This is a genomic window from Variovorax cryoconiti (assembly GCF_051216395.1).
In the GTDB taxonomy this organism is placed as follows: Bacteria; Pseudomonadota; Gammaproteobacteria; order Burkholderiales; family Burkholderiaceae_C; genus Variovorax.
Map to the genome: position 1 here is coordinate 633,847 of NZ_JBPJZI010000002.1, position 23,121 is coordinate 656,967.

The 23,121-nt window shown below is 68.7% G+C and carries 22 protein-coding genes; 14 read left to right on the forward strand and 8 right to left on the reverse strand.

The window, feature by feature from the left end; translation table 11 throughout:
* Nucleotides 1-6 precede the first annotated feature (6 nt).
* Nucleotides 7-1,869: a 1-deoxy-D-xylulose-5-phosphate synthase gene (gene dxs, locus ACSFA2_RS07720; protein WP_435454722.1), complete on the forward strand. Its 1,863-nt coding sequence runs from the start codon at nt 7-9 to the stop codon at nt 1,867-1,869.
* 117 nt (nt 1,870-1,986) lie between these two features.
* Nucleotides 1,987-3,069 carry a TRAP transporter substrate-binding protein gene (locus ACSFA2_RS07725; protein WP_435454723.1) on the forward strand — a complete coding sequence of 361 codons (1,083 nt, stop codon included), beginning with the start codon at nt 1,987-1,989 and terminating at the stop codon, nt 3,067-3,069.
* Nucleotides 3,070-3,179: 110 nt separating this feature from the next.
* On the opposite strand, the gene ACSFA2_RS07730 is transcribed toward ACSFA2_RS07725, so the two are convergent.
* Both ACSFA2_RS07730 and ACSFA2_RS07735 read right to left on the reverse strand, forming a co-directional pair.
* The gene (locus tag ACSFA2_RS07730; protein WP_435454724.1) at nt 3,180-5,012 is read right to left on the reverse strand and encodes a TRAP transporter large permease; all 1,833 of its coding nucleotides are present in this window, start codon (nt 5,010-5,012) and stop codon (nt 3,180-3,182) included.
* Nucleotides 5,013-5,035: 23 nt separating this feature from the next.
* The gene (locus ACSFA2_RS07735) at nt 5,036-5,650 is read right to left on the reverse strand and encodes a TRAP transporter small permease subunit (RefSeq protein WP_435454725.1); all 615 of its coding nucleotides are present in this window, start codon (nt 5,648-5,650) and stop codon (nt 5,036-5,038) included.
* A gap of 128 nt (nt 5,651-5,778) precedes the next feature.
* Here ACSFA2_RS07735 and ACSFA2_RS07740 point away from each other — a divergent pair, with 128 nt between their 5' ends.
* On the forward strand, nt 5,779-7,059 hold the full coding sequence (locus tag ACSFA2_RS07740; RefSeq protein WP_435454726.1) for an SUMF1/EgtB/PvdO family nonheme iron enzyme: 1,281 nt from the start codon (nt 5,779-5,781) through the stop codon (nt 7,057-7,059).
* A 36-nt stretch (nt 7,060-7,095) separates the two neighbouring features.
* On the opposite strand, the gene ACSFA2_RS07745 is transcribed toward ACSFA2_RS07740, so the two are convergent.
* From ACSFA2_RS07745 to modA, 3 genes are all read right to left on the reverse strand, one after another.
* The gene (locus tag ACSFA2_RS07745; RefSeq protein ID WP_435454727.1) at nt 7,096-7,776 is read right to left on the reverse strand and encodes an ABC transporter ATP-binding protein; all 681 of its coding nucleotides are present in this window, start codon (nt 7,774-7,776) and stop codon (nt 7,096-7,098) included.
* Between the two features lie 148 nt (nt 7,777-7,924).
* A complete protein-coding gene (modB, locus tag ACSFA2_RS07750; RefSeq protein ID WP_435454728.1) occupies nt 7,925-8,578 on the reverse strand; it encodes a molybdate ABC transporter permease subunit in 654 nt (217 codons plus the stop codon).
* Between the two features lie 16 nt (nt 8,579-8,594).
* Entirely contained in the window at nt 8,595-9,365 is a 771-nt protein-coding gene (modA, locus tag ACSFA2_RS07755) for a molybdate ABC transporter substrate-binding protein (RefSeq protein ID WP_435454729.1), read from the reverse strand.
* Between the two features lie 88 nt (nt 9,366-9,453).
* Between modA and ACSFA2_RS07760 the strand changes: the two genes are divergently transcribed.
* Nucleotides 9,454-10,245, forward strand: coding sequence for a TOBE domain-containing protein (locus ACSFA2_RS07760; RefSeq protein ID WP_435454730.1), 792 nt, complete (start codon nt 9,454-9,456; stop codon nt 10,243-10,245).
* On the opposite strand, the gene ACSFA2_RS07765 is transcribed toward ACSFA2_RS07760, so the two are convergent.
* Together ACSFA2_RS07765 and ACSFA2_RS07770 are read right to left on the reverse strand one after the other, a co-directional pair.
* Nucleotides 10,242-11,822: a sensor histidine kinase gene (locus ACSFA2_RS07765; protein ID WP_435454731.1), complete on the reverse strand. Its 1,581-nt coding sequence runs from the start codon at nt 11,820-11,822 to the stop codon at nt 10,242-10,244. The genes ACSFA2_RS07760 and ACSFA2_RS07765 overlap by 4 nt on opposite strands.
* Before the next feature lie 34 nt (nt 11,823-11,856).
* Nucleotides 11,857-12,930, reverse strand: coding sequence for a formylglycine-generating enzyme family protein (locus tag ACSFA2_RS07770; RefSeq protein WP_435454732.1), 1,074 nt, complete (start codon nt 12,928-12,930; stop codon nt 11,857-11,859).
* Between the two features lie 151 nt (nt 12,931-13,081).
* Here ACSFA2_RS07770 and ACSFA2_RS07775 point away from each other — a divergent pair, with 151 nt between their 5' ends.
* The 10 genes from ACSFA2_RS07775 (at nt 13,082) to ACSFA2_RS07820 (ending at nt 22,733) form a co-directional block, all read left to right on the forward strand.
* Nucleotides 13,082-14,383, forward strand: coding sequence for a UDP-N-acetylglucosamine 1-carboxyvinyltransferase (locus ACSFA2_RS07775; protein WP_435454733.1), 1,302 nt, complete (start codon nt 13,082-13,084; stop codon nt 14,381-14,383).
* A gap of 148 nt (nt 14,384-14,531) precedes the next feature.
* Nucleotides 14,532-15,020, forward strand: a complete 489-nt coding sequence (locus ACSFA2_RS07780; RefSeq protein WP_435454734.1) for a (2Fe-2S)-binding protein — start codon at nt 14,532-14,534, stop codon at nt 15,018-15,020.
* Nucleotides 15,021-15,034: 14 nt separating this feature from the next.
* The gene (locus ACSFA2_RS07785) at nt 15,035-17,479 is read left to right on the forward strand and encodes a xanthine dehydrogenase family protein molybdopterin-binding subunit (protein WP_435454735.1); all 2,445 of its coding nucleotides are present in this window, start codon (nt 15,035-15,037) and stop codon (nt 17,477-17,479) included.
* Between the two features lie 22 nt (nt 17,480-17,501).
* Nucleotides 17,502-18,293: an FAD binding domain-containing protein gene (locus ACSFA2_RS07790; protein WP_435454736.1), complete on the forward strand. Its 792-nt coding sequence runs from the start codon at nt 17,502-17,504 to the stop codon at nt 18,291-18,293.
* A gap of 7 nt (nt 18,294-18,300) precedes the next feature.
* Nucleotides 18,301-19,200: an AAA family ATPase gene (locus ACSFA2_RS07795; protein ID WP_435454737.1), complete on the forward strand. Its 900-nt coding sequence runs from the start codon at nt 18,301-18,303 to the stop codon at nt 19,198-19,200.
* Nucleotides 19,201-19,219: 19 nt separating this feature from the next.
* Nucleotides 19,220-20,413, forward strand: coding sequence for a vWA domain-containing protein (locus ACSFA2_RS07800; protein ID WP_435454738.1), 1,194 nt, complete (start codon nt 19,220-19,222; stop codon nt 20,411-20,413).
* A gap of 38 nt (nt 20,414-20,451) precedes the next feature.
* Nucleotides 20,452-21,015, forward strand: coding sequence for an SRPBCC family protein (locus tag ACSFA2_RS07805; protein WP_435454739.1), 564 nt, complete (start codon nt 20,452-20,454; stop codon nt 21,013-21,015).
* 10 nt (nt 21,016-21,025) lie between these two features.
* On the forward strand, nt 21,026-22,045 hold the full coding sequence (locus ACSFA2_RS07810; RefSeq protein ID WP_435454740.1) for an XdhC family protein: 1,020 nt from the start codon (nt 21,026-21,028) through the stop codon (nt 22,043-22,045).
* 6 nt (nt 22,046-22,051) lie between these two features.
* Nucleotides 22,052-22,306 (forward strand): YkgJ family cysteine cluster protein, encoded by a 255-nt coding sequence (locus ACSFA2_RS07815; RefSeq protein ID WP_435454741.1) that lies wholly within the window; start codon nt 22,052-22,054, stop codon nt 22,304-22,306.
* Between the two features lie 223 nt (nt 22,307-22,529).
* Nucleotides 22,530-22,733 (forward strand): hypothetical protein, encoded by a 204-nt coding sequence (locus ACSFA2_RS07820; protein ID WP_435454742.1) that lies wholly within the window; start codon nt 22,530-22,532, stop codon nt 22,731-22,733.
* A gap of 18 nt (nt 22,734-22,751) precedes the next feature.
* On the opposite strand, the gene mnhG is transcribed toward ACSFA2_RS07820, so the two are convergent.
* Nucleotides 22,752-23,111, reverse strand: coding sequence for a monovalent cation/H(+) antiporter subunit G (mnhG, locus tag ACSFA2_RS07825; protein WP_435455001.1), 360 nt, complete (start codon nt 23,109-23,111; stop codon nt 22,752-22,754).
* Between the last annotated feature and the right edge of the window lie 10 nt (nt 23,112-23,121).

Sequence of the window (23,121 nt, forward strand, 5' to 3'; positions counted from 1 at the left end):
AAATCCATGGCCGAGCTGCTCCCCACCATCCACGATCCTTCGGTCCTGCGTCAGTACGACCGCGCCCAGCTCAAGCAATTGGCCGACGAAGTGCGCGCCTGCGTGCTGCACAACGTCTCGCGCACCGGCGGCCATCTGAGCTCCAACCTCGGCACGGTCGAACTCACGGTGGCACTGCACCACGTGTTCCACACGCCGCACGACCGCCTGGTGTGGGACGTGGGCCATCAGACCTACCCGCACAAGATCCTCACCGGCCGGCGCGAGCGCATGCCCACGCTGCGCCAGCAGGGCGGCATCTCGGGCTTCCCGCAGCGCGCCGAGAGCGAATACGACACCTTCGGCACGGCGCATTCGTCGACCAGCATCTCGGCCGCGCTCGGCATGGCCATGGCGGCCAAGCAGAAGGGCGAAGACCGGCATGCCGTGGCCATCATCGGCGACGGCGCCATGACGGCCGGCATGGCCTTCGAGGCACTCAACAACGCGGGCGTGTCGGACTGCAAGCTGCTGGTCATCCTGAACGACAACGACATGTCGATCAGCCCGCCGGTCGGTGCGCTCAACCGCTACCTGGCGCAGCTGATGAGCGGCAACTTCTACGCCGCGGCCAAGAACGTCGGCAAGAGCGTGCTGCGCGCCGCGCCGCCGCTGTTCGAGCTGGCCAAGCGCTTCGAGCAGCATGCCAAGGGCATGGTGGTTCCGGCCACGCTGTTCGAGCAGTTCGGCTTCAATTACGTCGGCCCGATCGACGGCCACGACATCGATTCGCTGGTGCCGACACTCGAGAACCTCAAGCAGCTCGACGGCCCGCAGTTCCTGCACGTGGTCACCAAGAAGGGCCAGGGCTACAAGCTCGCAGAGGCCGACCCGGTGGCCTACCACGGCCCCGGCAAGTTCGACCCCGCGGTGGGTCTGGTCAAGTCGACGACCGTGGCCAAGCAGACCTTCACGCAGGTCTTCGGCCAGTGGCTGTGCGACATGGCCGCGCAGGACGGCCGCCTGGTCGGCATCACGCCGGCGATGCGCGAAGGCTCGGGCCTGGTGGAGTTCCAGCAGAAGTTCCCCACGCGCTACCACGACGTCGGGATCGCCGAGCAGCATGCCGTGACCTTTGCGGCCGGCCTGGCCTGTGAGGGCCTCAAGCCGGTGGTCGCGATCTACTCGACCTTTCTGCAGCGGGCCTACGACCAGCTGATCCACGACGTCGCGATCCAGAACCTGCCGGTGGTCTTCGCGCTCGACCGTGCGGGCCTGGTGGGTGCCGACGGCGCGACGCATGCGGGCGCCTATGACATCCCCTTCGTGCGCTGCATTCCGAACATGAGCATCGCCTGCCCGGCCGACGAGGCCGAGTGCCGTGCATTGCTCACCACGGCCTACGAGCAGGACCACCCGGTGACGGTGCGCTACCCGCGCGGTGCCGGGGCCGGCATCACGCCGCACCTCACGCTCGATGGCCTGCCCTTCGGCAAGGGGGAGCTGCGCCGGCAGGGCGCGCGCATCGCGATCCTGGCCTTCGGCACGCTGCTGTACCCCGCGCTGAAAGCCGCGGAATCGTTGAACGCCACGGTGGTCAACATGCGCTGGGTCAAGCCGCTCGACGTCGATCTGCTGCTGCAGGTGGCGGCCACGCACGAGGCGATCGTCACACTCGAGGAAGGCGCCATCATGGGCGGTGCCGGCAGTGCGGTGCTCGAAGCGCTGCAGGCCGCTGGCGTGACGAGGCCGGTGCTGCAACTGGGCCTGCCCGACCAGTTCGTCGAGCATGGCGATCCGGCCAAGCTGCTCGCGGGTGTCGGTCTCGATGCCGAGGGCATTGCGAAGTCCATCACGGCGCGCTTCGGTGCGACAGATTCCGCAGGGTAAACCCCCAACGGCCGCCCTGTAAGCACTTCTTACAATCGCGGGCGACCCACAAGGTCTTCAACTCAACGCGGCGAGGCCGCGTTTTGTTTTTTCCCCTTTGCAATCGGAGTGAAATCAATGGATCGTCGTTCCCTTATCAAGAATGCCGGCATCGCTGGCGTGCTGGCTGCCGGCATCGCGCCTGCAGTGCATGCGCAAGCTGCTGTCCGCTGGCGCCTGGCGTCGAGTTTTCCCCGTTCGCTGGACACGATCTTCGGCAGCGCCGAAATGCTCTCCAAGACTGTCAAGGCCCTGTCGGGCGGCAAGTTCGAGATCACCGTTCACCCCGCCGGCGAACTGATGCCGGCCTTCGGCGTCGTCGACGCCCTGCAGGGCGACAACATCGAGATGGCCCAGTCCGCGGCCTACTACTTCACGGGCAAGGACCCGATCTTCGCCTTCAGCTGCGCCGTGCCCTTCGGCCTGACCGCACGCCAGAACACGTCGTGGAAGGACTACGGCGGTGGTCGCAAACTGCTCGACGACTTCTTCGCCAAGTACAACTTCAAGACCGCCAGCGCCGGCAACACCGGTACGCAGATGGGCGGCTGGTACCGCAAGGAAATCAAGAGTGTCGAAGACTTGAAGGGCCTGAAGATGCGCATGGGCGGCGGCGTGTTCGGCGAAGCGATGCAGAAGCTGGGCGTGGTGCCGCAGAACATGCCGGCCGGCGACGTCTACCAGGCGCTGGAAAAGGGCACGCTCGATGCGTCCGAATTCGTCGGCCCGTACGACGATGCCAAGCTGGGCTTCAACAAGGTCGCACCGTTCTACTACTACCCCGGCTGGTGGGAAGGCGGCGCCGACCTCGAGTTCTTCATCAACGTGAAGAAGTACGCCGCGCTGTCGGACGAGAACAAGGCCATCCTGGATGCCGCCTGCAAGGTCGCGGCCACCGACATGACGGCCAAGTACGACGCCTGGAACCCGATTGCGCTGAAGAAGCTGGTGGCCGAGAAGACGCAGCTCAAGCCCTTCCCCAAGGCCGTGATGGACGCGGGTTTCAAGGCCTCCATGGAAGTGTTCGCCGAACACGAAGCCAAGTCGGCCGACTTCAAGACGATCCACCAGAGCATGCGCGCCTTCCAGCGCGATCAGATCCTGTGGAACCGTTTCTCGGAGTACCCGTTCAACCAGTACATGAACGGCGTGAAGATCTGAGTCCGCTCCGATCGCAGGTCGACCGACCTGCATCATGAAAAAGCCGCGCACTGCGCGGCTTTTTTTCGTCCCGGGGCACCGCAGGCACCGCAGTGCCCGGTGTCATGCCCTCACTGGGCGGGCTTGGGCTTGACGGCGTCCTGCATCGCCTTCATCGGGTCGTCCTCGGCAGCTGGTTCGGGTGCGGGCGCGGGGGCCGACGGCGTGGCGTTGCTGCCCGTCGGTGCCGGGGCGCCGAGCGACGGTGCCGGTTCGGCGCCCTGGTCGGAGCCGTAGCCGCCTTCTTCCGAGGAGGGCTGCAGCGATTCCCGCATCTGGTCGCCGACCTGCCGGAGGTCGACGTTCTCCACCTTGTCCAGGCTGCCGGTGACCAGACCCGGGAAGGCGATCAGCACGCCCACCATGAACAGCTGGATCAGCACGAAGGGGACGGCGCCCTTGTAGATCTGCATGGTCGTGACGGGCTGCATGATCTTCTTCGTCACGCGGTCCATGTACGGCTTTTCCGGAGCGACTGAGCGCAGGAAGAACAGTGCGAAGCCGAAGGGCGGGTGCATGAACGAGGTCTGCATGTTCACGGCCAGCAGCACGCCGAACCAGATCAGGTCGATGCCCAGCTTCTGCGCCACCGGCGCCAGCAGCGGCACGACGATGAAGGACAGCTCGAAGTAGTCGAGGAAGAACGCGAGGAAGAAGATCAGCACGTTCACCAGGATCAGGAAGCCGACCTGGCCGCCGGGCAGGCCGGTCAGCAGGTGCTCGACCCAGATCGGGCCGTCGGCGGCCTGGAACACCAGGCCGAACACGGTGGCGCCGATCAGGATGAACATCACGAAGCTGCCGAGCTTGGTGGTCGTCGCCAGCGCCTGCTTGAGCAGGCTGAGGTTCAGCCGCCGGCGCAGCGCCCCCAGCACCAGCGCGCCGATCGCGCCCATGGCACCGCCTTCGGTGGGCGTCGCGACGCCCAGGAAGATGGTGCCCAGCACCAGGAAGATCAGCAGCAGCGGCGGGATCAGCACGAAGGTCACGCGCTCGGCGAGGCGCGACAGCAGGCCCAGCCGCGTGACCTTGTTGAAGAGCGCGATCAGGAAGGCCACGAAGGTGCCGCCGCACATCGCGACGACCACCTTCTCGTCGGTGGCCACCGAGGTGATGAGGGTGCCTTCCCACCACGTGTGGATCTCGGCCATGTGGCGCGCCATCATGACGGCGACGAAGGCCGAGAAACCCATCAGCACGACCAGCGAGGTGTAGCCGCCACCGCCGTTCGGCTCGCGGTAGATACGCGCTTCCGGCGGCAGGGCCGGCACCTGCGACGGCTTGAAGATCGCCAGGAAGACCACGTACAGCACGTACAGGCCCACGAGGATGAATGCGGGCAGGAAAGCGCCCTTGTACATGTCGCCGACGCTCTTGCCGAGCTGGTCGGCCATGATGATCAGCACCAGCGAGGGCGGAATGATCTGCGCCAGCGTGCCCGACGCGGCGATCACGCCAGAGGCCATCCGGCGGTCGTAGCCGTAGCGCAGCATGATGGGCAGCGAGATCAGGCCCATCGAGATGACCGACGCGGCCACCACGCCGGTCGTCGCGGCCAGCAGCGCGCCCACGAAGATCACGGCCAGTGCCAGACCGCCGCGCATCGGCCCGAAGACCTGGCCGACGGTGTCGAGCAGGTCCTCGGCCATGCCGCTTCTCTCGAGGATCAACCCCATCAAGGTGAAGAAGGGTACCGCCAGCAACGTGTCGTTGGCCATGATCCCGATGAGCCGCTGCGGCAGCCAGGCCATGACGGACGACTGGAACACGCCGAGTTCGACGCCGATGAAGGCGAAGAAGAGGCCGCAGGCCCCCAGGCTGAAGGCGACGGGGAAGCCCAGCAGCAGAAAGATGATCAGCCCCGCGAACATGATCGGGGCGAAGTTGGCAGTGATGAATTCCATGGTTCTTTGTCTCTGCGCTTGGCTCAGCGAGGCTGCGGGAGGGCGGCAGGGTCCACCACGTCGGAGCGCTCGCGCAACACCTCGGCCAGTTCTTCCTCGGCGGTCTTCTCACCCTGCTTGATCGTCGGGTCGGGGCCGGCACCGCGCAGGAAGGCCACCCGCTTGATCAGTTCCGACCAGCCCTGCAGCAAGAGCAGCGTGAAGCCCACCGGCAGCGCCAGCCACACGGGCCAGCGGATCAGGCCGCCCGGATTGCCCGACATCTCGCCGGTCTGGTACATCTGGATCGTCATCGGCACGGTGTAGTACAGCACCACGAGGCACAGCGGCGTGAGGAAGGCGGCGAAGCCCAGGATGTCGATCCACATCTGGGTGCGCTTGGGCAGGCGGCTGTTGAGCACGTCGATGCGCACATGTTCGCGGTTGAGCAGCGTGAAGCCGGCCGCGATCAGGAAGGACCAGGCGAAGAGGTACCACTGGACCTCGAGGTACGCGTTGGAGCTGGTGTTGAACACCTTGCGGACCACGGCGTTGATGGTGCTGATGGCGGTCGACGCCAGAATGATCCAGATCGCGTACTTGCCCACGAGGGCGTTGAGCCAGTCGATCGCTTTCGACAGCTTCATCAAGCCTTGCATAGTTGCTCCATCATTTTTTAGGGATTGCCCTCATACGAGAGCACCCGACGCGCCGGCGTTGTGCGCTGGCGGATCGGGTGCAGGGCGAGCGGATTTTATCGGTGTACGGCGGCGCTGATAATTAGGCCATGCCCGCACCCTCCGGCCCCGCACCGCGCCGCGCGCCGGCCGGCGTGCAAGCCATCGACTTGCTCGAGATGGCCCGCGCCGGTCGCGACCTGCTGTCGCTGGCGCTCATCGACGCACGCAACCACACGCTGCACCTGCTGGCCTTGTGCGAAGAGGCCCTCATGGCCGATGCAGCGCCACGCGAGCCGCAGCCCGACGCGCTGTCCCCGCTCTGGCTGGCCGGGCACATCGGATGGTTCTCGGAATGGTGGATCGCGCGCAACACGCAGCGCGCTTTCGGCATCGATTGCCCAGCTCGCCCGACGCGGCTGGCGTCCATCGAGCCGCGAGCCGACGACTGGTGGCCGACGCCACCCAGGCGCGGTGCGCCGCTGCCCGATGCCGAAGCGACGCGTGCCTACCTGCTCGAGACGCTCGAATGCACGCTGGAGTTGCTTGATCGCGCGGCCGAGACCGACGCCGGGCTCTACTTCTATCGCCTCGCGCTGTTCCATGAAGACCTGCGTGGCGAGGAACTGGTCGTGACCGCGCAGACGCTCGGCTTGCCGATCGGTGTGGAGCCGCCGCCCGCGGTCGCTTCGCGCGAGCCGCTGCTGATGCCGGCCACGCGCTGGACGCTCGGCCGCGCCGAAGGCAGCACGGGCTTTGGCTTCGCCCAGGACAGCGGCACGCTGGCGGTGGATGTGCCCGCCTTCGAGATCGACGCGCAGCCGGTGAGCTGGCAGCAGTTCGCCGAGTTCGTGGACGACGGCGGCTACGACCGCCGCGAACTCTGGCTGCCCGGCGGCCAGGCCTGGCTCGCGCGGCAGCACGGCGAGCGCCGCGCGCCGCGGCATGTCGAGCAGATCGGTGCCGGGCGGCGCGGGCAGGGCGGCGCCATCCTGCAGCGTCGCTTCGGCCGCGTGGTGCAGGCCGCCGGCCACCAGCCGGCCGTGCACCTGAGCTGGTGGGAGGCCGACGCCTGGGCGCGCTGGGCCGGGCGGCGCGTCGCCACCGAGGTCGAGTGGGAGGTCGCCGCCCATGCCGGCGCGCACCGCGGCTTCCAGTGGGGCGGCGTGCACGAGTGGACAGCCGGCACGCTGCGGCCCTGGCCGGGCTACCGCGCCGACCCGTGGAGTGGCGGCAGCGTGTTCGACCCGGCACCGGCCTTCGGCGAAGCGCGGGTGCTGCGCGGCGCGTCCTTCGCCACGCGTGCGCGGCTGCGCTCGCCGCGCGCCCGCCACTTCGCGCTGCCGGCGCGCGACGACGGCTTCTTCGGCTTTCGCACCTGCGCGCTCTGAGGCGACGCACGGCCTCAGCCGTTGGCTCGACGCCCTCTACGAGACCGGTGCGGCCGTGACGCGGCCCCCGTCAAGATGGACCGCCGACTGCGCCAGCGCCTCCACGTCGCTCGGGTCGTGCGTGACCAGCAGGGTCGGCACTTGCACGCGTTCCAGCATCTCTGCGAGCTCGGTGCGCAGGCGGATGCGCAGCGGCGTGTCGAGCGCCGACAACGGCTCGTCCAGCAGCAGCAGGTGCGGTTGCGGCGCCAGCGCGCGTGCCAGTGCGACGCGCTGGCGCTGTCCGCCGGAGAGATGCCGCGGCAACGCACCGCGCAGCGTGTCGAGATCGAACTGCCGGAGCAGCGCGTCGATGCGTGCGCGCTCGGCCTCGCTCGGGCGCTGGCCGAGCCGGCACAGGCCGAAGGCCAGGTTCTGCGCGACGGTCAGGTGAGGGAACAGCGCGTAGTCCTGGAACACCATGCCGATGCGACGCGCGCGCGCCGGCAGGTCGACGGCAGTCGCCGTGTCGAGCAGCACGTGATCCGCCACGCGCACATGGCCCTGCACCCGCGGCAGCAGCCCGGCGATGGCCATCAGCACCGTCGACTTGCCCGACCCCGAAACCCCGATCAGCGCCGTGCGAGAGGTCGTCGAGACGAAGCGCGCGTCGAGCACGAAGCGGCGGCCCGGCGATTCGAGCGTGGTCTGCACGTGGATGTCGAGCACCGATTGCATGTCCGTTCCATAGCTCTGCTCGTCACCCGCAGTCGATGAAGCCGGCGCGGCCGGATGCCAGGGCACCCGCGGAACTGGCTTTGCCAGGCCGCTAGGTGCGCCCCCTTGAGGGGGAGGCGCCGCAGGCGCGTCGGGGGTGGGCTTCATGTCAATGCTTCGCCTGCAGCATGCGACTGGAGGCAACCAGCACCACCACGCATACCACCGAGATCACCAGCGTGAGCCACAGCGCCTGCGCGTCGTTGCCGGACTGCACCGCGTCGTAGATGGCGATGGAGAGCGTCTGCGTCTTGCCGGGCAGGTTGCCGGCGATCATCAGCGTCGCGCCGAACTCGCCCATGGCCCGTGCAAAGGCGAGCATCAGGCCGGCGGCGATGCCGCGCACCGCCAGCGGCAACGCGATGCGCACGAAGATCTCGAACTCGCCGGCGCCGAGCGTGCGCGCGGCATGCAGCAAGCGCCCGTCCACGTCTTCGAAGGCCGCGCGCGCCGCCTTGTAGATGAGCGGCAGCGACACCAGCGACGCGGCGATCACCGCGCCCTGCCAGGTGAAGATCAGGTTGATGCCGAACCAGCGGTCGAGGTACTGGCCGAACACGCCGTTGCGGCCGATCAGCACGATGAGGTAGTAGCCCAGCACCGTCGGCGGCAGCACCATGGGCAGCATCAGCAGCGCGTCGACGATGTTCTTGCCGGCGAAGCGCCGCTGCGACATCCACCAGCCCAGCGCGATGCCGACCGCGCCGGCCACCAGCGTGGCGAGCAGCGCGACCTTGAGCGTGAGCCAGAGCGGTGTGAGCAAGCGCGGCGCGTCCGAATCAGGGCTTCGAGAAGCCGAAGCCGTCGAGGATGCGCTGGCCCGCGTCGCTGCGCACGAAGGCGACGAAGTCCCGGCCCAGCGCCGCGTTCTTGCTGGCGGCGACCTGCGCGATCGGGTAGCTGACCGGCGTGCTGGTCGGCACGGTCAGCGCGATGCGGGTCTTGTCCTTCTCGATCAGCGCGTCGGTGCGGTAGACGAAGCCGGCGTCGACCTCGCCGCGGGCCACGTAGTTCAGCACCTGGCGCACGCTCTCGCCGTAGATCCACTTGGGCTCCAGGGCCGCGGCCAGGCCGGCGTCCTGCACCGTGGCCATGGTGTAGCGGCCGACCGGCACCGAACTGGGCGTGCCGGTGGCGATGCGCCGGTAGGCGGCGCTGCCCAGGTCAGCCAGTAGCGTCGGCAAGGGGCCGCTGGCGGGAACGATCAGCACCAGCGTGTTGCGGGCGAAGTCGGCGCGGGTGCCGTCGGCCAGCAGGCCGGCCTTGGCGGCACGGTCCATCGTTTCCTGGTCGGCCGAGGCGAACACGTCGACCGGTGCGCCCTGCTGGATCTGCGCGAGCAGCGGGCCGGACGCCGCGAAGTTGAAGGTGACCTTGAGGCCAGGGCGCGTCTTCTCGAAAGCCTGGCCCATGGCCTGGAACGCGTTGGTCAGGCTCGCGGCGGCGGAGACGACCATCTCCTGCGCGTGCAGGGCCACGCTGCCCAGCGAGAAGGCGGCCAGCAGGGCCGCTTTTCCGAGCCAGCGGGAAGATCGGCAGGGGGTGTTCATCTCGCGTCCTCTCGATGCGCTATTCAAATTTGGAATAGCGAAATCATAGCAAGACGCTTCGGTGCGACGCCCAACGCACAATCTGCGCATGCCCAGCCCCCGATTCATCGACGCCCTCGGCCACGGACCCAGTGACAAGCGCATCGACCTCCTGCGCGGCATCGCGTCCACCGGCAGCATCTCGCAGGCCGCGCGCGAAGCCGGCGTCAGCTACAAGGCGGCCTGGCAGGCCATCGACACGCTGACCAACCTGGCGGGCGTGCCGCTGGTCGAGCGCGCCGTCGGCGGTGCGGGCGGCGGTGGCGCCTTGCTGACGGCGCACGGAGGACATCTGCTGGAACTGGCCGATGCGCTCGACGCCGCGCGGCGCGAGGTGCATGCGCGCTGGGCCACCGGTGGCGGCGATGCGGGCGCCCGCGTCGATGCGACCGTCGCACGCCTGGCCGTGCGCACCAGCATGCGCAACCAGTTGCCGGCGACCATCGATGCGCTGGTGGCCACCGGGCGCACGGTGCGCGTGCAGATGCAGGTGGGGGCGGGCGGTGCCGGTGGCGCCATTGCCGCGCGCATCACGCGGGAAAGTGCCGAGCTGCTGGGTCTTGCCGAGGGCATGACGGTGATCGCGCTGTGCAAGGCGACCGCGGTGCGGGTGGCGCGATTCGCCAGCACTGCATCGACCGGCGGCCGTGCCACCGGCAACCGCCTGGTCGGGAGCGTCGCGAGCGCGTTGCGCGGGGAAGGCGGCGACGAGATCGCGGTCGCCCTCGAGGGCGGGCTGCAACTAGTCGGCTTCGCACCCGCCGGCAGCGGCCTGCGGGTGCGGCAGCGGGCCACGGCCACCGTCGACGAATCGGCCGTGGTGGTGGCGCTGCCCGGTTAGGCGGTCCGTTCCTGGCGGCTGCGGAGGGGCGCGAGCGATTTCGAGGCGCCGATGCTCATCCGAAACACCGTGCCCTTGCCGGGCCGCGAGCGCACGCTCAGCCGCGTGTCGAGCACATGGGCGAGGCGCGCGACGATCGACAGCCCGAGTCCGAAGCCTTCAGCGTTCTCGCCCGCGCCAGCCACTTTGTAGAACTCCAGGAAGACCTTGCGCAGTTCCGCCGGGGCGATGCCCACACCCTGGTCCCACACTTCGACCAGCACCGTGGGCCCTCGTGTGCGCGCGGAGATGAGCACCTTCTTTCCCGGCGGCGTGAACTTGATGGCATTGGAGACGACGTTGCCGATCATGCGGCGGACCAGCACGGGGTCGGTCGTGAGTTCGCCTCGCACGGTGCGCATCCGGAGTTCGACGTCCTTGGCGCGGGCCACCGGCTCGTACTGGTCGCGCAAGTCCTCCATCACCTCCGCGATGTTCAGCGGCTCGTTGCGAACCTTCAGTTGCTGGTGGTCCATGCGCGACAGGTCGAACAGGGTGTCGAACAGCCGGCTCACGGCCGCTGTGGCCTTGGCGATCTTCGGCATCACGACCGCCTGGTCGGCCGGCACTTCCATCAGGTGGTCCACATAGATCGACAGCGCCACCACCGGCTGCCGCACATCGTGTGCGGCGGTGGCGATGAAACGGTTGCGGGTCAGCACCGCCTCCTCGGCCTTGCGTCGCTGCTCGGCCAAGGTCTGGATCAGTTCGCCTTTGTAGAACGCCAGCTCGAAGCCCTTTCTCGCGTTCGCCAGCACCTGGTCGGCGATGCGCGTGATCAGAACCCATTGCACCAGTGGGATGACGAGGAACCAGGCTTCGTAGTGCCGATGCGCATCGAAGATGTCGGCCGTGATGCGTGCGTCGGCGGTGAGCACGCGGTAGAAGAGGCAGACGAAGATCGCCACGAAGAACGCGTGAACATAGGTGCGCATCAGGGCTGCGTTCAGCGCCATGCTGTGAACGGGCAGCGTGACGGACGCGGCAAGCACCATCCAGCACACGAACTGCAGGCCGATGGGAATCCGCCCGAAGAACAGCAGGACGGAGGCGCCCAGGACCGACCCGCTGAGGAAAGCCAGGATGACCTGACGTCGACGCTTGGCCCTGGCGGCCGACGCCTGGCTGTCCCAGTCTCGCGCGCCGTGGTTCTTGCGCCAGGCCAACGCCAGGATCAGCCGGATGCCCACCCAGGCCGCCAGGTACAGGGCGGGCACCTGGCCGCGCCAGCAGATCGCGCCGATCACCAGCGTCGTGAGGATGGCCAGCAAGCGCCGCTGCCATCGCTCGATCACGAAGGCTTCCTCGAGTTGGCGATGGATGAAGGCCTCTCGTTTGTCTTCGAGCACGCCAGGCCCGGTCGGCGGGTCGTCCAGCAGCTCGGTCCAGCCGCCGTCCCGCTGGCTGGTGGTGGCGTCATCCGGCTGCGAGGGGACCGCGCCGCTGTCATCGAGGCGAGGATGGCCGCTGTTGGCGTCCTTGCGGAGCTGTCCGTAGAAAGATGGGCGTGGGCCATCGGCCCAATCGTCTGAACTCATTCCTGGCTCCAGGGGGCGGTGCAGTGCGCCAGTGTCACCGAAAGGCTTCCTCGTCGTTCGTTTCGATCCCCGATCCACCCGAGGATTTCCCTGATCTCGGCATGCTCTCGCGCAGCAGGCGGAAGCCCACCAGCGTGTAGCGCGTCTCCGGCGAATTCCAGTTGCGGAAGGACGAGCGCGCATAGAAGGCCCAGGTGTGCCACGAGCCGCCGCGCCGCACGCGCACGCTGCCGTCGGCCGGCCCGGTCGGGTCGTCGACCGGCGAGTGGGCGTAGTAGTCGTCGGCATGCCAGTCGGCGCACCATTCCCACACGTTGCCGTGCATGTCGTAGAGCCCGAAGGCGTTCGGCGCGAAACGGCCGACCGGGGCGGTGAAGGGGTAGCCGTCACCGCCTGCCAGCGCGTAGGCCTGCCAGCGTGACCAGTTCGGCGCGGCGGTCTGGTCGAAGACGTTGGCGCCCTGCAGCAGCGTGCGCGGGTCGTCGCCCGTGTGGAAGCGGGTGCGTGTGCCGGCGCGCGCGGCGTACTCCCATTCGGCTTCGGTCGGCAGGCGGTAGGTGACGCCTTCCCGGGCGCTCAGCCAGCGGGCCATCGCCACGGCGTCGTTCCAGGTCACGTTGACCACCGGGTGGTCGTCGCCCTGGGCGAAGCCGGGGTTGCGCCACGAATACTGTGGGCTGCGGCCCTCGAAGGCATCGCCCCGGGCCGAGGTCGCGGGGTCGTAGGCCGGGTTGAAGCCGTAGCCGCCAGTGCCGTCGGCGATGGACTCCGGGACATGGCCCGAGGCCTCGACGAAGCGGCGGAACTGCGCGACCGTGACCTCATGGCGCCCCAGCCAGAAGGTGCGGGTGATGCGCACCCGGTGCATCGGCCCCTCGTCGCCCAGTTGTGCGAAGCGGGCAGGATCGTAGGCCGGAAAGGCCTGCGCCAGGGCGCGCGGATCCTCGGCGCTGCCCATCAGGAATTCGCCCGCCGGGATGCGCACGAATTCGATGCCCAGCGAATCGATCCGGCGCTCAGCCACCGGGGCGACGGTGCAGGCGCTCAGCCACAGGCAGGCGACCGCGAGGAAGCGGGCGAACAGGGGGACGAAGCGGCGGGTGCGCATGGGGTTTCGGTGTGGGACGGTGCGCAGTCTAGCGAGCGGCGTGCATTGGGCGCAGGGCCTGAACGCCTGACCGTCCGAAGCGATTCGCGGCGCGGGCGGCGTAAAGTCGCAGGCCTCGTTCAGCACTTGCGCCCGGCGCGCTCCGTCTTCCATGTCCAATCTCATCGTGCACGGCGGCCTGCCGCTGCGTGGCCGCATCGATCCTTCCGCCAACAAGAACGCGGTGCTGCCCGTTCTGTGCGCCACCCTGCTGACCGGCGAGCCCCTGCGGTTGCTGGGCGTGCCCGACATCACCGATGTGCGCAAGATCCTCGAGATCTTCCGCACCCTCGGCAGCGACGTGCGGATGGACCACGCCAGCGGCACGCTCGACCTGCACCACCACGCCACCCGCTTCGATGCCGAGCGCCACCGCCTGCCGGAAGAGATGCGCTCGTCGATCATGCTGGTGCCGCCGCTGCTCGCGCGCTTCGGCGTCGCCCGGCTGGAGGACAACGTCAAGGGCTGCACGCTGGGCGTGCGCGAGATCGATCCGCACGTCGAGGTGTTCCGCCACTTCGGCGGCCAGGTCGAACGCGCCGAGGGCTCGCTGATGGTGCGCTGCACCGGCCGCCTGCGCGCGACCGACCACTGGCTCGACTACGCGTCGGTCACCACCACCGAGAACTTCGTGCTGTGCGCTGCCACCGCCGAGGGCACGTCGACGCTGACCAATGCGGCCTGCGAGCCGCACGTGCAGGAGTTCTGCCGCTTCATGACGCTGATCGGCGTGCGCATCGACGGCATCGGCACCTCGCGCCTCACCGTGCACGGCGGCAGCGCGCTGTGCGGCGGTGAATTCCGCTTCGACGAGGACTTCCACGAGATCACCACCTTCCTCGCGCTGGGTGCCATCACCGGCGGCGACGTGGTGGTGCGCAACACCGCGCCGCAGAACTTCCCGCTGATCGACCGCACCTTCGCCAAGTTCGGCGTCCAGATCACGCACGCGGACGGCTGGTCGAACGCGCGCCGTACGGGCCCACTGAAGGTGCAGACGCCCTTCACCCCCAACGTGCTGACCAAGGTCGAGGCAGCGCCGTGGCCGTATTTCCCGGTCGACCTGCTGCCGATCTTCATTGCGCTCGGCGTGCGGGCCGAAGGCAATGCGATGTTCTGGAACAAGGTCTACGACGGTGCGCTGGGCTGGACCGGCGAGCTGTCGAAGTTCGGCGCTCATGTCTTCTCGGCCGACCCGCATCGGCTGGTCACCTTCGGCGGCATGCCGCTGTCGCCGGCAGTGGTCGAGAGCCCGTACATCATCCGCGTGGCCATCGCGCTCTTCATGGTCGCGGCCAGCATCGAGGGGCGTTCCGAGATCCGCAATGCGACGCCCATCCGCCGGGCGCACCCCGGCTTCGTGGAGAACCTGCGCAGTCTGGGCGCCGAGGTGGAGTGGACCAGCGAGGAATAACGGCGGGCGCTGCCGCGGGGCAGACCGCACCGCGCCGAAAATTTCGGGGCGCGCTGCAAGCGTCGAGGGTTTTGCCTAGGATGTCGGTCCGGGCCGGCGTCCAAGATGCCATGCGCTTTCCAGCCATCACCTTCACGGAGACAGCCACATGCAGGTTTCTTTCACCGTCAACGGCCGCGCGGCCACGGTCGACGCTCCCCCCAACACCTTCCTCGTGCACGCGATCCGCGAGCATCTGCACCTGACCGGCACCCACGTGGGCTGCGACACCGCGCAGTGCGGCGCCTGCACCGTCCACGTCAACGGCCGCGCCGTCAAGTCGTGCAATGTGCTGGTCGGCCAGGTGGCCGGTGCCGAGATCACGACCATCGAGGGCGTCGCCCAGCCCGACGGCACCATGCACCCGATGCAGGCGGCCTTCAAGGAATGCCACGGCCTGCAATGCGGCTTCTGCACCCCGGGCATGGTGATGAGCGCCATCGACCTGTGCACCTACCACCCGAATTCGAGCGAGACCGAGATCCGCGCGCTGCTCGACGGCAACCTGTGCCGATGCACCGGCTACCAGAACATCGTGAAAGCGGTGCAGTTGGGTGGCAAGGACATGGCCGCTTCTTCCAAGCCGGTCGCGGCCTGAAACGGGAGCACACCATGGGTGCATCCGATTTCGCCAATCTCCCCCACATCGGCCAGGCGGTCCGCCGCAAGGAGGACTACCGCTTCCTGACCGGCGCCGGCAACTACACCGACGACGTGACCATGGCCGCGCAGAGCCATGCCATCTTCGTGCGCTCGCCGCACGCCCACGCGACCATCCGGTCGTTCGATGCCAGTGAAGCGCTCAAAATGCCGGGCGTGCTCGGCGTCTTCAGCGGCAAGGACATCGAAGGGAAGATGGGCGGGCTGCCGTGCGGCTGGCTCATCAACAACCCCGACGGCACGCCGATGAAGGAGCCGCTGCACCCGATCCTCGCGATCAAGAAGGTGCGCTACGTCGGCGACCACGTCGCCATGGTCGTGGCCGAGACGGTCGAGCAGGCCAAGAACGCCGCCGAGGCGGTGGTGGTCGACTACGACGTGCACACGCCGGTCGTGAGCGTGGCCGACGCAGCGAAGAAGCAGAGCGGCGTGGTGATCCACGACGAAGCGCCCGACAACCAGTGCTACAAGTGGACGCTGGGCGACAAGGCCGGTGTCGACGCGGCCTTCGCGAATGCGGCACATGTGACGAAGCTCGACCTGGTCAACAACCGGCTGATCCCGAACCCGATCGAACCGCGTGTGGCCATCGGCAACTACAGCCGCGCGACCGAGGAGTACGTGCTCTACGTATCGAACCAGAACCCGCACGTCGAACGCCTGCTGATGACGGCCTTCGTGCTGGGCCTGCCCGAGCACAAGGTGCGCGTCATCGCGCCCGACGTGGGCGGTGGCTTCGGCTCCAAGATCTATCTTTACGCCGAAGACGTGTGCCTGACCTGGGCCGCCAAGCAGCTCAACCGCAGCATCAAGTGGACCGGCGAGCGCTCGGAGTGCTTCCTGTCGGACGCGCACGGCCGCGACCATGTGAGCCACGCCGAGATGGCGATGGACGCGCAAGGCAAGTTTCTCGCCCTGCGCGTGCACACCGACGCCAACCTCGGCGCCTACCTGTCGACCTTCTCGACGGCCATCCCGACCATTCTCTACGCGACCTTGCTGGCCGGGCAGTACGCCACGCCGCAGATCTACGTCGAGGTCGACGCCTGGTTCACCAACACCGCACCGGTCGATGCCTACCGCGGTGCCGGGCGGCCGGAAGCGACCTACCTGCTGGAGCGACTGGTGTCGCGCTGCGCGTGGGAACTGAACCTGGGGCAGGACGAGATCCGTCGCCGCAACATGATCACCAGCTTCCCGTACCAGACGCCGGTGGCGCTGCAGTACGACACGGGCAACTTCCCGGCCTTGCTGGACCGTGCCAACGAACTTGGCGAGGTCGCGGGTTTCGCCGCACGCAAGGCCGAGAGCGAGAAGAACGGCAAGCTGCGTGGTATCGGTTACTCCAGCTACATCGAGGCCTGCGGACTCGCACCGTCGAACGTGGCGGGGGCGCTCGGTGCCCGCGCCGGCCTGTTCGAGGCGGGCGAGGTGCGGGTGCACCCGACCGGCAGCGTGACGGTATTCACCGGCTCGCACAGCCACGGCCAGGGGCACGAGACGACCTTCGCGCAGCTGGTGGCGGCGCGCCTGGGCATCCCGGTCGAGAACGTCGACATCGTGCACGGCGACACCGGCCGCGTGCCCTTCGGCATGGGCACATACGGATCGCGCTCGCTGTCGGTCGGCGGCACCGCGATCATGAAGGCGCTCGACAAGATCGAGACCAAGGCCAAGAAGATCGCGGCGCACCTGATGGAGGCGAGCGACGCCGACATCGAGTTCGCCAACGGCGAGTTCACCGTCAAGGGCACCGACAAGAAGATCCCCTTCGGCCAGGTGGCGCTGACGGCCTACGTGCCGCACAACTACCCGCTGGACAAGCTGGAGCCGGGCCTCAATGAGACGGCCTTCTACGACCCGACCAACTTCACCTACCCGGCCGGCACCTACATCTGCGAGGTCGAGATCGACAAGCAGACCGGTGAAGTCACCATCGATCGCTTCACGGCGGTGGACGACTTCGGCACCATCATCAATCCGATGATCGTCGAGGGTCAGGTGCACGGCGGCATCGTGCAGGGCATCGGCCAGGCACTGATGGAGAACTGCGTGTACGACAACGAGACCGGGCAGCTGCTCACCGGCAGCTTCATGGACTACGCCATGCCGCGCGCCGAAGACTTCCCGATGTTCAAGCTCGACACGCTGAGCACACCCTGCACGCACAACCCGATCGGCTCCAAGGGCTGCGGCGAGGCGGGGGCCATCGGCTCGCCGCCGGCCGTCATCAACGCCGTGCTCGATGCGCTGGCGCCGCTGGGCGTGAAAGACTTCGACATGCCCGCGTCGCCGCACCGTGTGTGGGAGGCGATGCAGAAGGGCGCCACCACGCCGACGCAGCAACCGCAGACGCCATCGCTCGCCGCGAGCACCCAGGGCCGTCCGGCCGTCTGACTCCCTGATCCAGGAACACACCATGTATCCCTTCACCCTCGAACGTCCGGCCAGCGTGGCCGATGCCGCAAAGCTCGCCGCCGCCGGCGGCAAGCCGCTGGCTGGCGGGCAAACGTTGCTCGCCTCGATGAAGCTGCGGCTGTCGGCGCCGGAACAGCTGGTCGACCTCGGCGGCATCGCCGAGCTGGCCGGCATCACGCAGGACGGCGACACGCTCGTCATCGGCGCGATGGCGCGCCACCTCGCCGTGGCGAACGATGCCGCGGTCAAGTCTGCGTACCCCGCGTTGGCCGACCTCGCCTCGCGCATCGGCGACCGGCAGGTGCGCGCCATGGGCACGCTTGGTGGCTCAGTTGCGAACAACGACCCGGCCGCCTGCTACCCGGCCGCCGTGCTGGCTTCGGGTGCGACCGTCGTCACCGACAAGCGCGAGATCGCGGCCGACGATTTCTTTCTCGGCCTGTTCACCACCGCGCTGGAAGAGGGCGAGCTGATCACCGCGATCCGCTTTCCCGTGCCGAAGCGCGCGCACTACGAGAAGCTTCGCCAGAAGGCGTCGCACTTCCCGTTGGTGGGCGTGTTCGTCGCGCAGTACGACGCGGGCGTGCGCGTGGCCATCACCGGCGCCGGCAACGGCGTGTTCCGCCACACCGGGCTGGAAGACGCGCTCAACCAGAGCTTCACGCCCGAGGCCGCCGCCGCGGTGCCGATCGATGCGAGCGATCTCAACAGCGACCTGCACGCGTCGGCGCCGTACCGCGCCAACCTGATCAGCGTGCTCACGCAACGTGCCGTCCGCGCCGCGCTGGGTTGATGCACGGGTGATCTTCTCCAGCATCGACGCGGTCGCCGCCGGCCTGCAGCAGGCCGGGTACTTCGCCGACCGGCGCCTCGCCACCGCGGTCTTCCTGGCGCTCAAGCTGCAGCGCCCGCTGCTGCTCGAAGGTGAGCCCGGCGTGGGCAAGACCGAGCTGGCCAAGGCGCTATCGACAGCGCTGCAACGTGAGCTGCTGCGCCTGCAGTGCTACGACGGCCTGGAGCAGCGCGAGGCGCTCTACGAATGGAACTACGCGGCGCAGCTGCTGCACATGCGTGCCGCGGAAGCGCACGGTGCGTCGAGCGACATCGAGTCCGAGGTCTACCAACCCCGCTACCTGATCCGCCGACCCCTGCTCCAAGCACTGCAGACGCCCGCGCCGGGCGCTGTGCTGCTGATCGACGAGGTCGACCGCGCCGACGAGCCCTTCGAGGCCTTCCTGCTCGAGTACCTGGGCGAGTACCAGGTGAGCATCCCCGAACTCGGCACCATCACGGCGGCGGTGCCGCCGGTGACCATCCTCACCAGCAATCGCACGCGCGAACTCAACGATGCGGTCAAGCGCCGCTGCCTCTACCACTGGCTCGACTACCCCGAGCGGGAGCGCGAGCTCGCCATCGTGCGCGCGCAGGTGCCCGAGGCCGGCGACGCGTTGTCCAAGCAGGTGGCCGATTTCGTCGGCCGGCTGCGCAGCGCGCCGTTCGCCAGTGCCTTCCAGCGCGCGCCCGGCATCGCGGAGAGCGTGGAGTGGGCGCGGGCGCTGGTCGCGCTCGATGCGCTGGTGCTCGACCCCGAAGTGGTGGTCGACACCGCCGGCATCCTGTTCAAGCAGCGCGACGACGTGGCCGCGGTCACGCAGACGCTCGCTGCCGAGTTGCTGCAACCGGAAGACGCGGGCGCCTGAGCGCCTGCGCCGCGACGCCATGGAACAGCTGGGCGACGCGCGTCGCGGCAAGATGGCCGGCAACATCGCCGGCTTCGGTCGCGCGCTGCGCCGCGCCGGCGTGGCCACCGATGCAGCGCGCATCGCGCTCGCGACAGAGGCGGCCGTGCTGGTCGGCGTCGATGCGCGCGACGACCTCTGCGCGGCGATGGAAGCCGTGATGGTCAGCCGCGAGCAGGACCGGTTGGTCTTCCGCGAACTCTTCGACGCCTGGTTCCGCGACCCGGAACTCGCCAACAAGATGCTTGCGCAGATGCTGCCGAGCGCCGAAGGAAAGATGGAGCCCTCGAAGCGCCGCCCGCGGGTGCGCGAGGCGCTGGCCGCACCGCGCGAGGCCGAGCAGCCCGCTCAGGGCGATCGCGAGGTCGAGTTCGACGCGGCCATGACCGCCAGCGACCTGCAGCGCCTGCACCACGCCGACTTCAACGCGCTCGGCGCTGCGGAGTACCGACTGGTCGAACGCCTGGCGCGCGACATCGCGCTGCCGGTGCCGACCGTGGCGTCGCGGCGCCTGCGCGTGGCGGCCGGCGCCGGCACGCACGCGCGCATGCACTGGCCGGGCGTGCTGCACGAGGCGGCGCGCACCGGCGGCGAGATGCTGCGCCTGCCCCGGCTGGCACGTCGCGCGCAGCCCTTGCCGCTGCTGGTGCTGATCGACGTGTCGGGTTCGATGGAACGCTACGCGCGCCTGCTGCTCGCCTTCCTGCACGCGGCCACGCGACGGGCCGGCCGGCGCGACGTGTTCGCTTTCGGCACGCGCCTGACCGACCTGACGCCGGCCTTTCGCCTGGCCGACACCGACGAGATGCTGGCGAGCGCCAGCGCGGCCATCGACGACTTCGCCGGCGGCACGCGCCTGGGCGATTCGCTGGCGCAACTGCGGCGCGCGCATGCACGGCGCCTGACCGGCCGCCGCACGCTGGTGCTGGTCATCAGCGACGGGCTCGACACCGGCGAGCCGGCCGTGCTCGACCAGGAACTGCAGTGGCTCAAGCGCCATGCGCGCCGCGTGCTGTGGCTCAACCCGCTGCTGCGCTTCGACGGCTACGCTCCCCTTGCACGCGGTGCGGCCATGCTGCACCGCCATGCAGATGCGATGCTGGCGGTCCACAATCTCAGCGCGCTCGGCCAGTTGGCCACGAGCCTGGCGGCGCTGATGCGTGCCGGCCGTTGAGCCGCTGCCCCCCGATCACGACAAGAAGGAAGAACACCATGGAAATGCTCGGCAACCGCCGTCTCGGCGTCACGCAGCAACAGGCGTGGGACGCGCTCAACGACCCCGAGACGCTCAAGAAGTGCATCCCCGGCTGCGACAAGTTCGAGCTGACCGGCGACAACCAGTACACGGTCGCGGCGGCCGTCAAGGTCGGTCCCGTATCGGCCAAGTTCACCGGCAAGGTCACGCTGACGGACATCACGCCGCCGGACGGCTACAAGCTGAGCTTCGAAGGGCAGGGCGGGGTGGCGGGTTTCGCCAAGGGCGCGTCGAGCGTGACGCTCAAGCCCGCGGCCGACGGCGCCGAGGGCTGCGAGCTCGACTACACGGTGCAGGCGCAGGTCGGCGGCAAGATCGCGCAACTGGGCCAGCGGCTGATCGACGGCGCGGCCAAGTCCACGGCCGACGACTTCTTCAAGCGCTTCGACGCCGAGATGCAGCGCCGCTACGGCCCCGCGCCGGCCGAAGGCGAGGCGGTGGCCGAAGAGAAGAAAGGCGCGGTCGCCGGCTTCATGCAGAAGATGGGACTGGGCGGCAAGAAGGAATCGGACGCGGGCTGAGGAAGAGACCATGGAAAACCTCGACGTCATGGTGCTGCGCACCCTGCGCGACTGGCGGCTCGCCGGCCGCCGCGCGCTGCTCACGACCGTGGTGCGCACCTGGGGCTCGTCACCGCGGCCGGTCGGCTCGATCATGGCGCTGGCCGAAGACGGCGCGGTCGTCGGGTCGGTGTCCGGCGGCTGCATCGAGGACGACCTGATCGCGCGCTACAGCCGGCTGCACGGCGCCACCGAGCCGATGCCCGCGGGTGGCGCGCCGGCGCTGGTCAAGTACGGCATCACGGCCGACGAGGCGCATCGCTTCGGGCTGCCGTGCGGCGGCACGCTCGAGCTGCTGCTGGAATACGACCCCGAGCCGTCGTCGCTCGAAGCACTGGTCGCGTCGCTGGAGCAAGGCCGCCTGATGCAACGCACCGTGTCGCTCGCCGACGGCCGCGTGATGCTGGCCGAGGCCTCGTCGCCCGCAGCGCTCAGCGTCGACGAGCGCCAGCTGGTCAACACCTTCGGCCCCGAGTACCGCATGCTGCTGATCGGTGCTGGCCAACTGGCCGAGTACCTCGCGACCATGGCCAAGTTCAGCGGCTTCGCCGTCACGCTGTGCGACCCGCGGGTCGAGTACCGCAGCGCCTGGGCCGTGCCCGGCGTGACCGTGACCACCAAGATGCCCGACGACGCGGTGACCGCCTTCCGGCCCGACCGCCGCAGCTGCGTGGTCGCGCTCACGCACGACCCGAAGCTCGACGACCTCGCGCTGCTCGAAGCACTGGCGACCGACGCCTTCTATGTCGGCGCGATCGGTTCGCGCCGCAACGCCGAGGCCCGGCGCGCGCGCATGGTCGAGCACTTCGACCAGACGGCCGAATCGCTGGCGCGCCTGCGCGGGCCGATCGGCATCTACATCGGCAGCAAGACGCCGCCCGAGATCGCGGTGAGCGTCATGGCGGAGATCCTGGCGGTGAAGAACGCGGTGGCGCTGCCGCGGGAGACCGCCGTGGCGAACGCCAAGACGCTGCACGAAGCGCTGGGCTGAGCACGCATGGACTGCCGCCCCGGCTGCGGCGCCTGCTGCACCGCACCCTCCATCAGCAGCGCCATTCCGGGCATGCCGCAGGGCAAGCCGGCCGGCGTGCCCTGCGTCCAGCTGATGGCCGACCAGCGCTGCGCCATCTTCGGGCGCCCGGAGCGCCCGGCCTGCTGCGGCGGGCTGCAGCCTTCGGCGGAGATGTGCGGCAACTCGCGGGGCGCGGCGATGCTGTGGCTCGACCGGCTGGAGGCCGCGACGGTACCTTGAAGTCCTCACGCAGGCCGAAGTCGCCCTTTGTGCGCAAAAGTACGCGAATCTTCCATGGGCGGCCGCTGTAATTCCTTTGACTTCAAAGGGTGGCGATTAACAATCGTCTGACACTCTCAGCCGCGCATGACCTATGGACGCTCTCTTCATTCTCCGCTCGATCCGTCAATTGTTCAGCCGGCCTGCCCGCGACGCCGCGCCAGCGCGTTCGAGCGTGAGGCCGGTGGCACCTCAGCCCGTCGTCGCGATGCAGGTATCGCCGGCTGAACCGGCGCAGGCGCCGATCCGCAAGATGCGCACGCTGGAAGAGGTGCGCGCCGACCTGGCCCGCCTGCGCCTGAGCGCCAGCGAGCGCCATGCGCGCAGCCATGCCTGGCGCGACACCAACTTCGCGCCGACCGACTTCATGGAGCTGGCCAACAACTGACGCTCCGGCGGGGCGAACTCAGTCCCCGCGGTCGGTGGTCGGCGGCACGTCGCCACCCTTCTGGCGTTCGCGGAACAGCGCGGCCCGCATCAGGAAGATGGTGGTGACCGGCGCGGTCAGCGCGACGAACAGCGCGATCAGCACGGCGTGCAGGAACAGGTTGTAGCCCTGCACCGAGAAGTAGACGATGGTCGCGATGGTCAGGCACCACACGCCGGCCGTGGCGCCCAGCGTGGGCGCGTGGATGCGGTGGAAGAAGGTCGGCAGGCGCACCAGCCCGAAGGAGCCGACGGCGGCGAAGGCCGCGCCGAGCACCGCGAACAGGCCCGTGAGGATCTCGGCCCACAGCGGCAACGGTCCGATGATGAAGTCGGGCACGATGTTCATT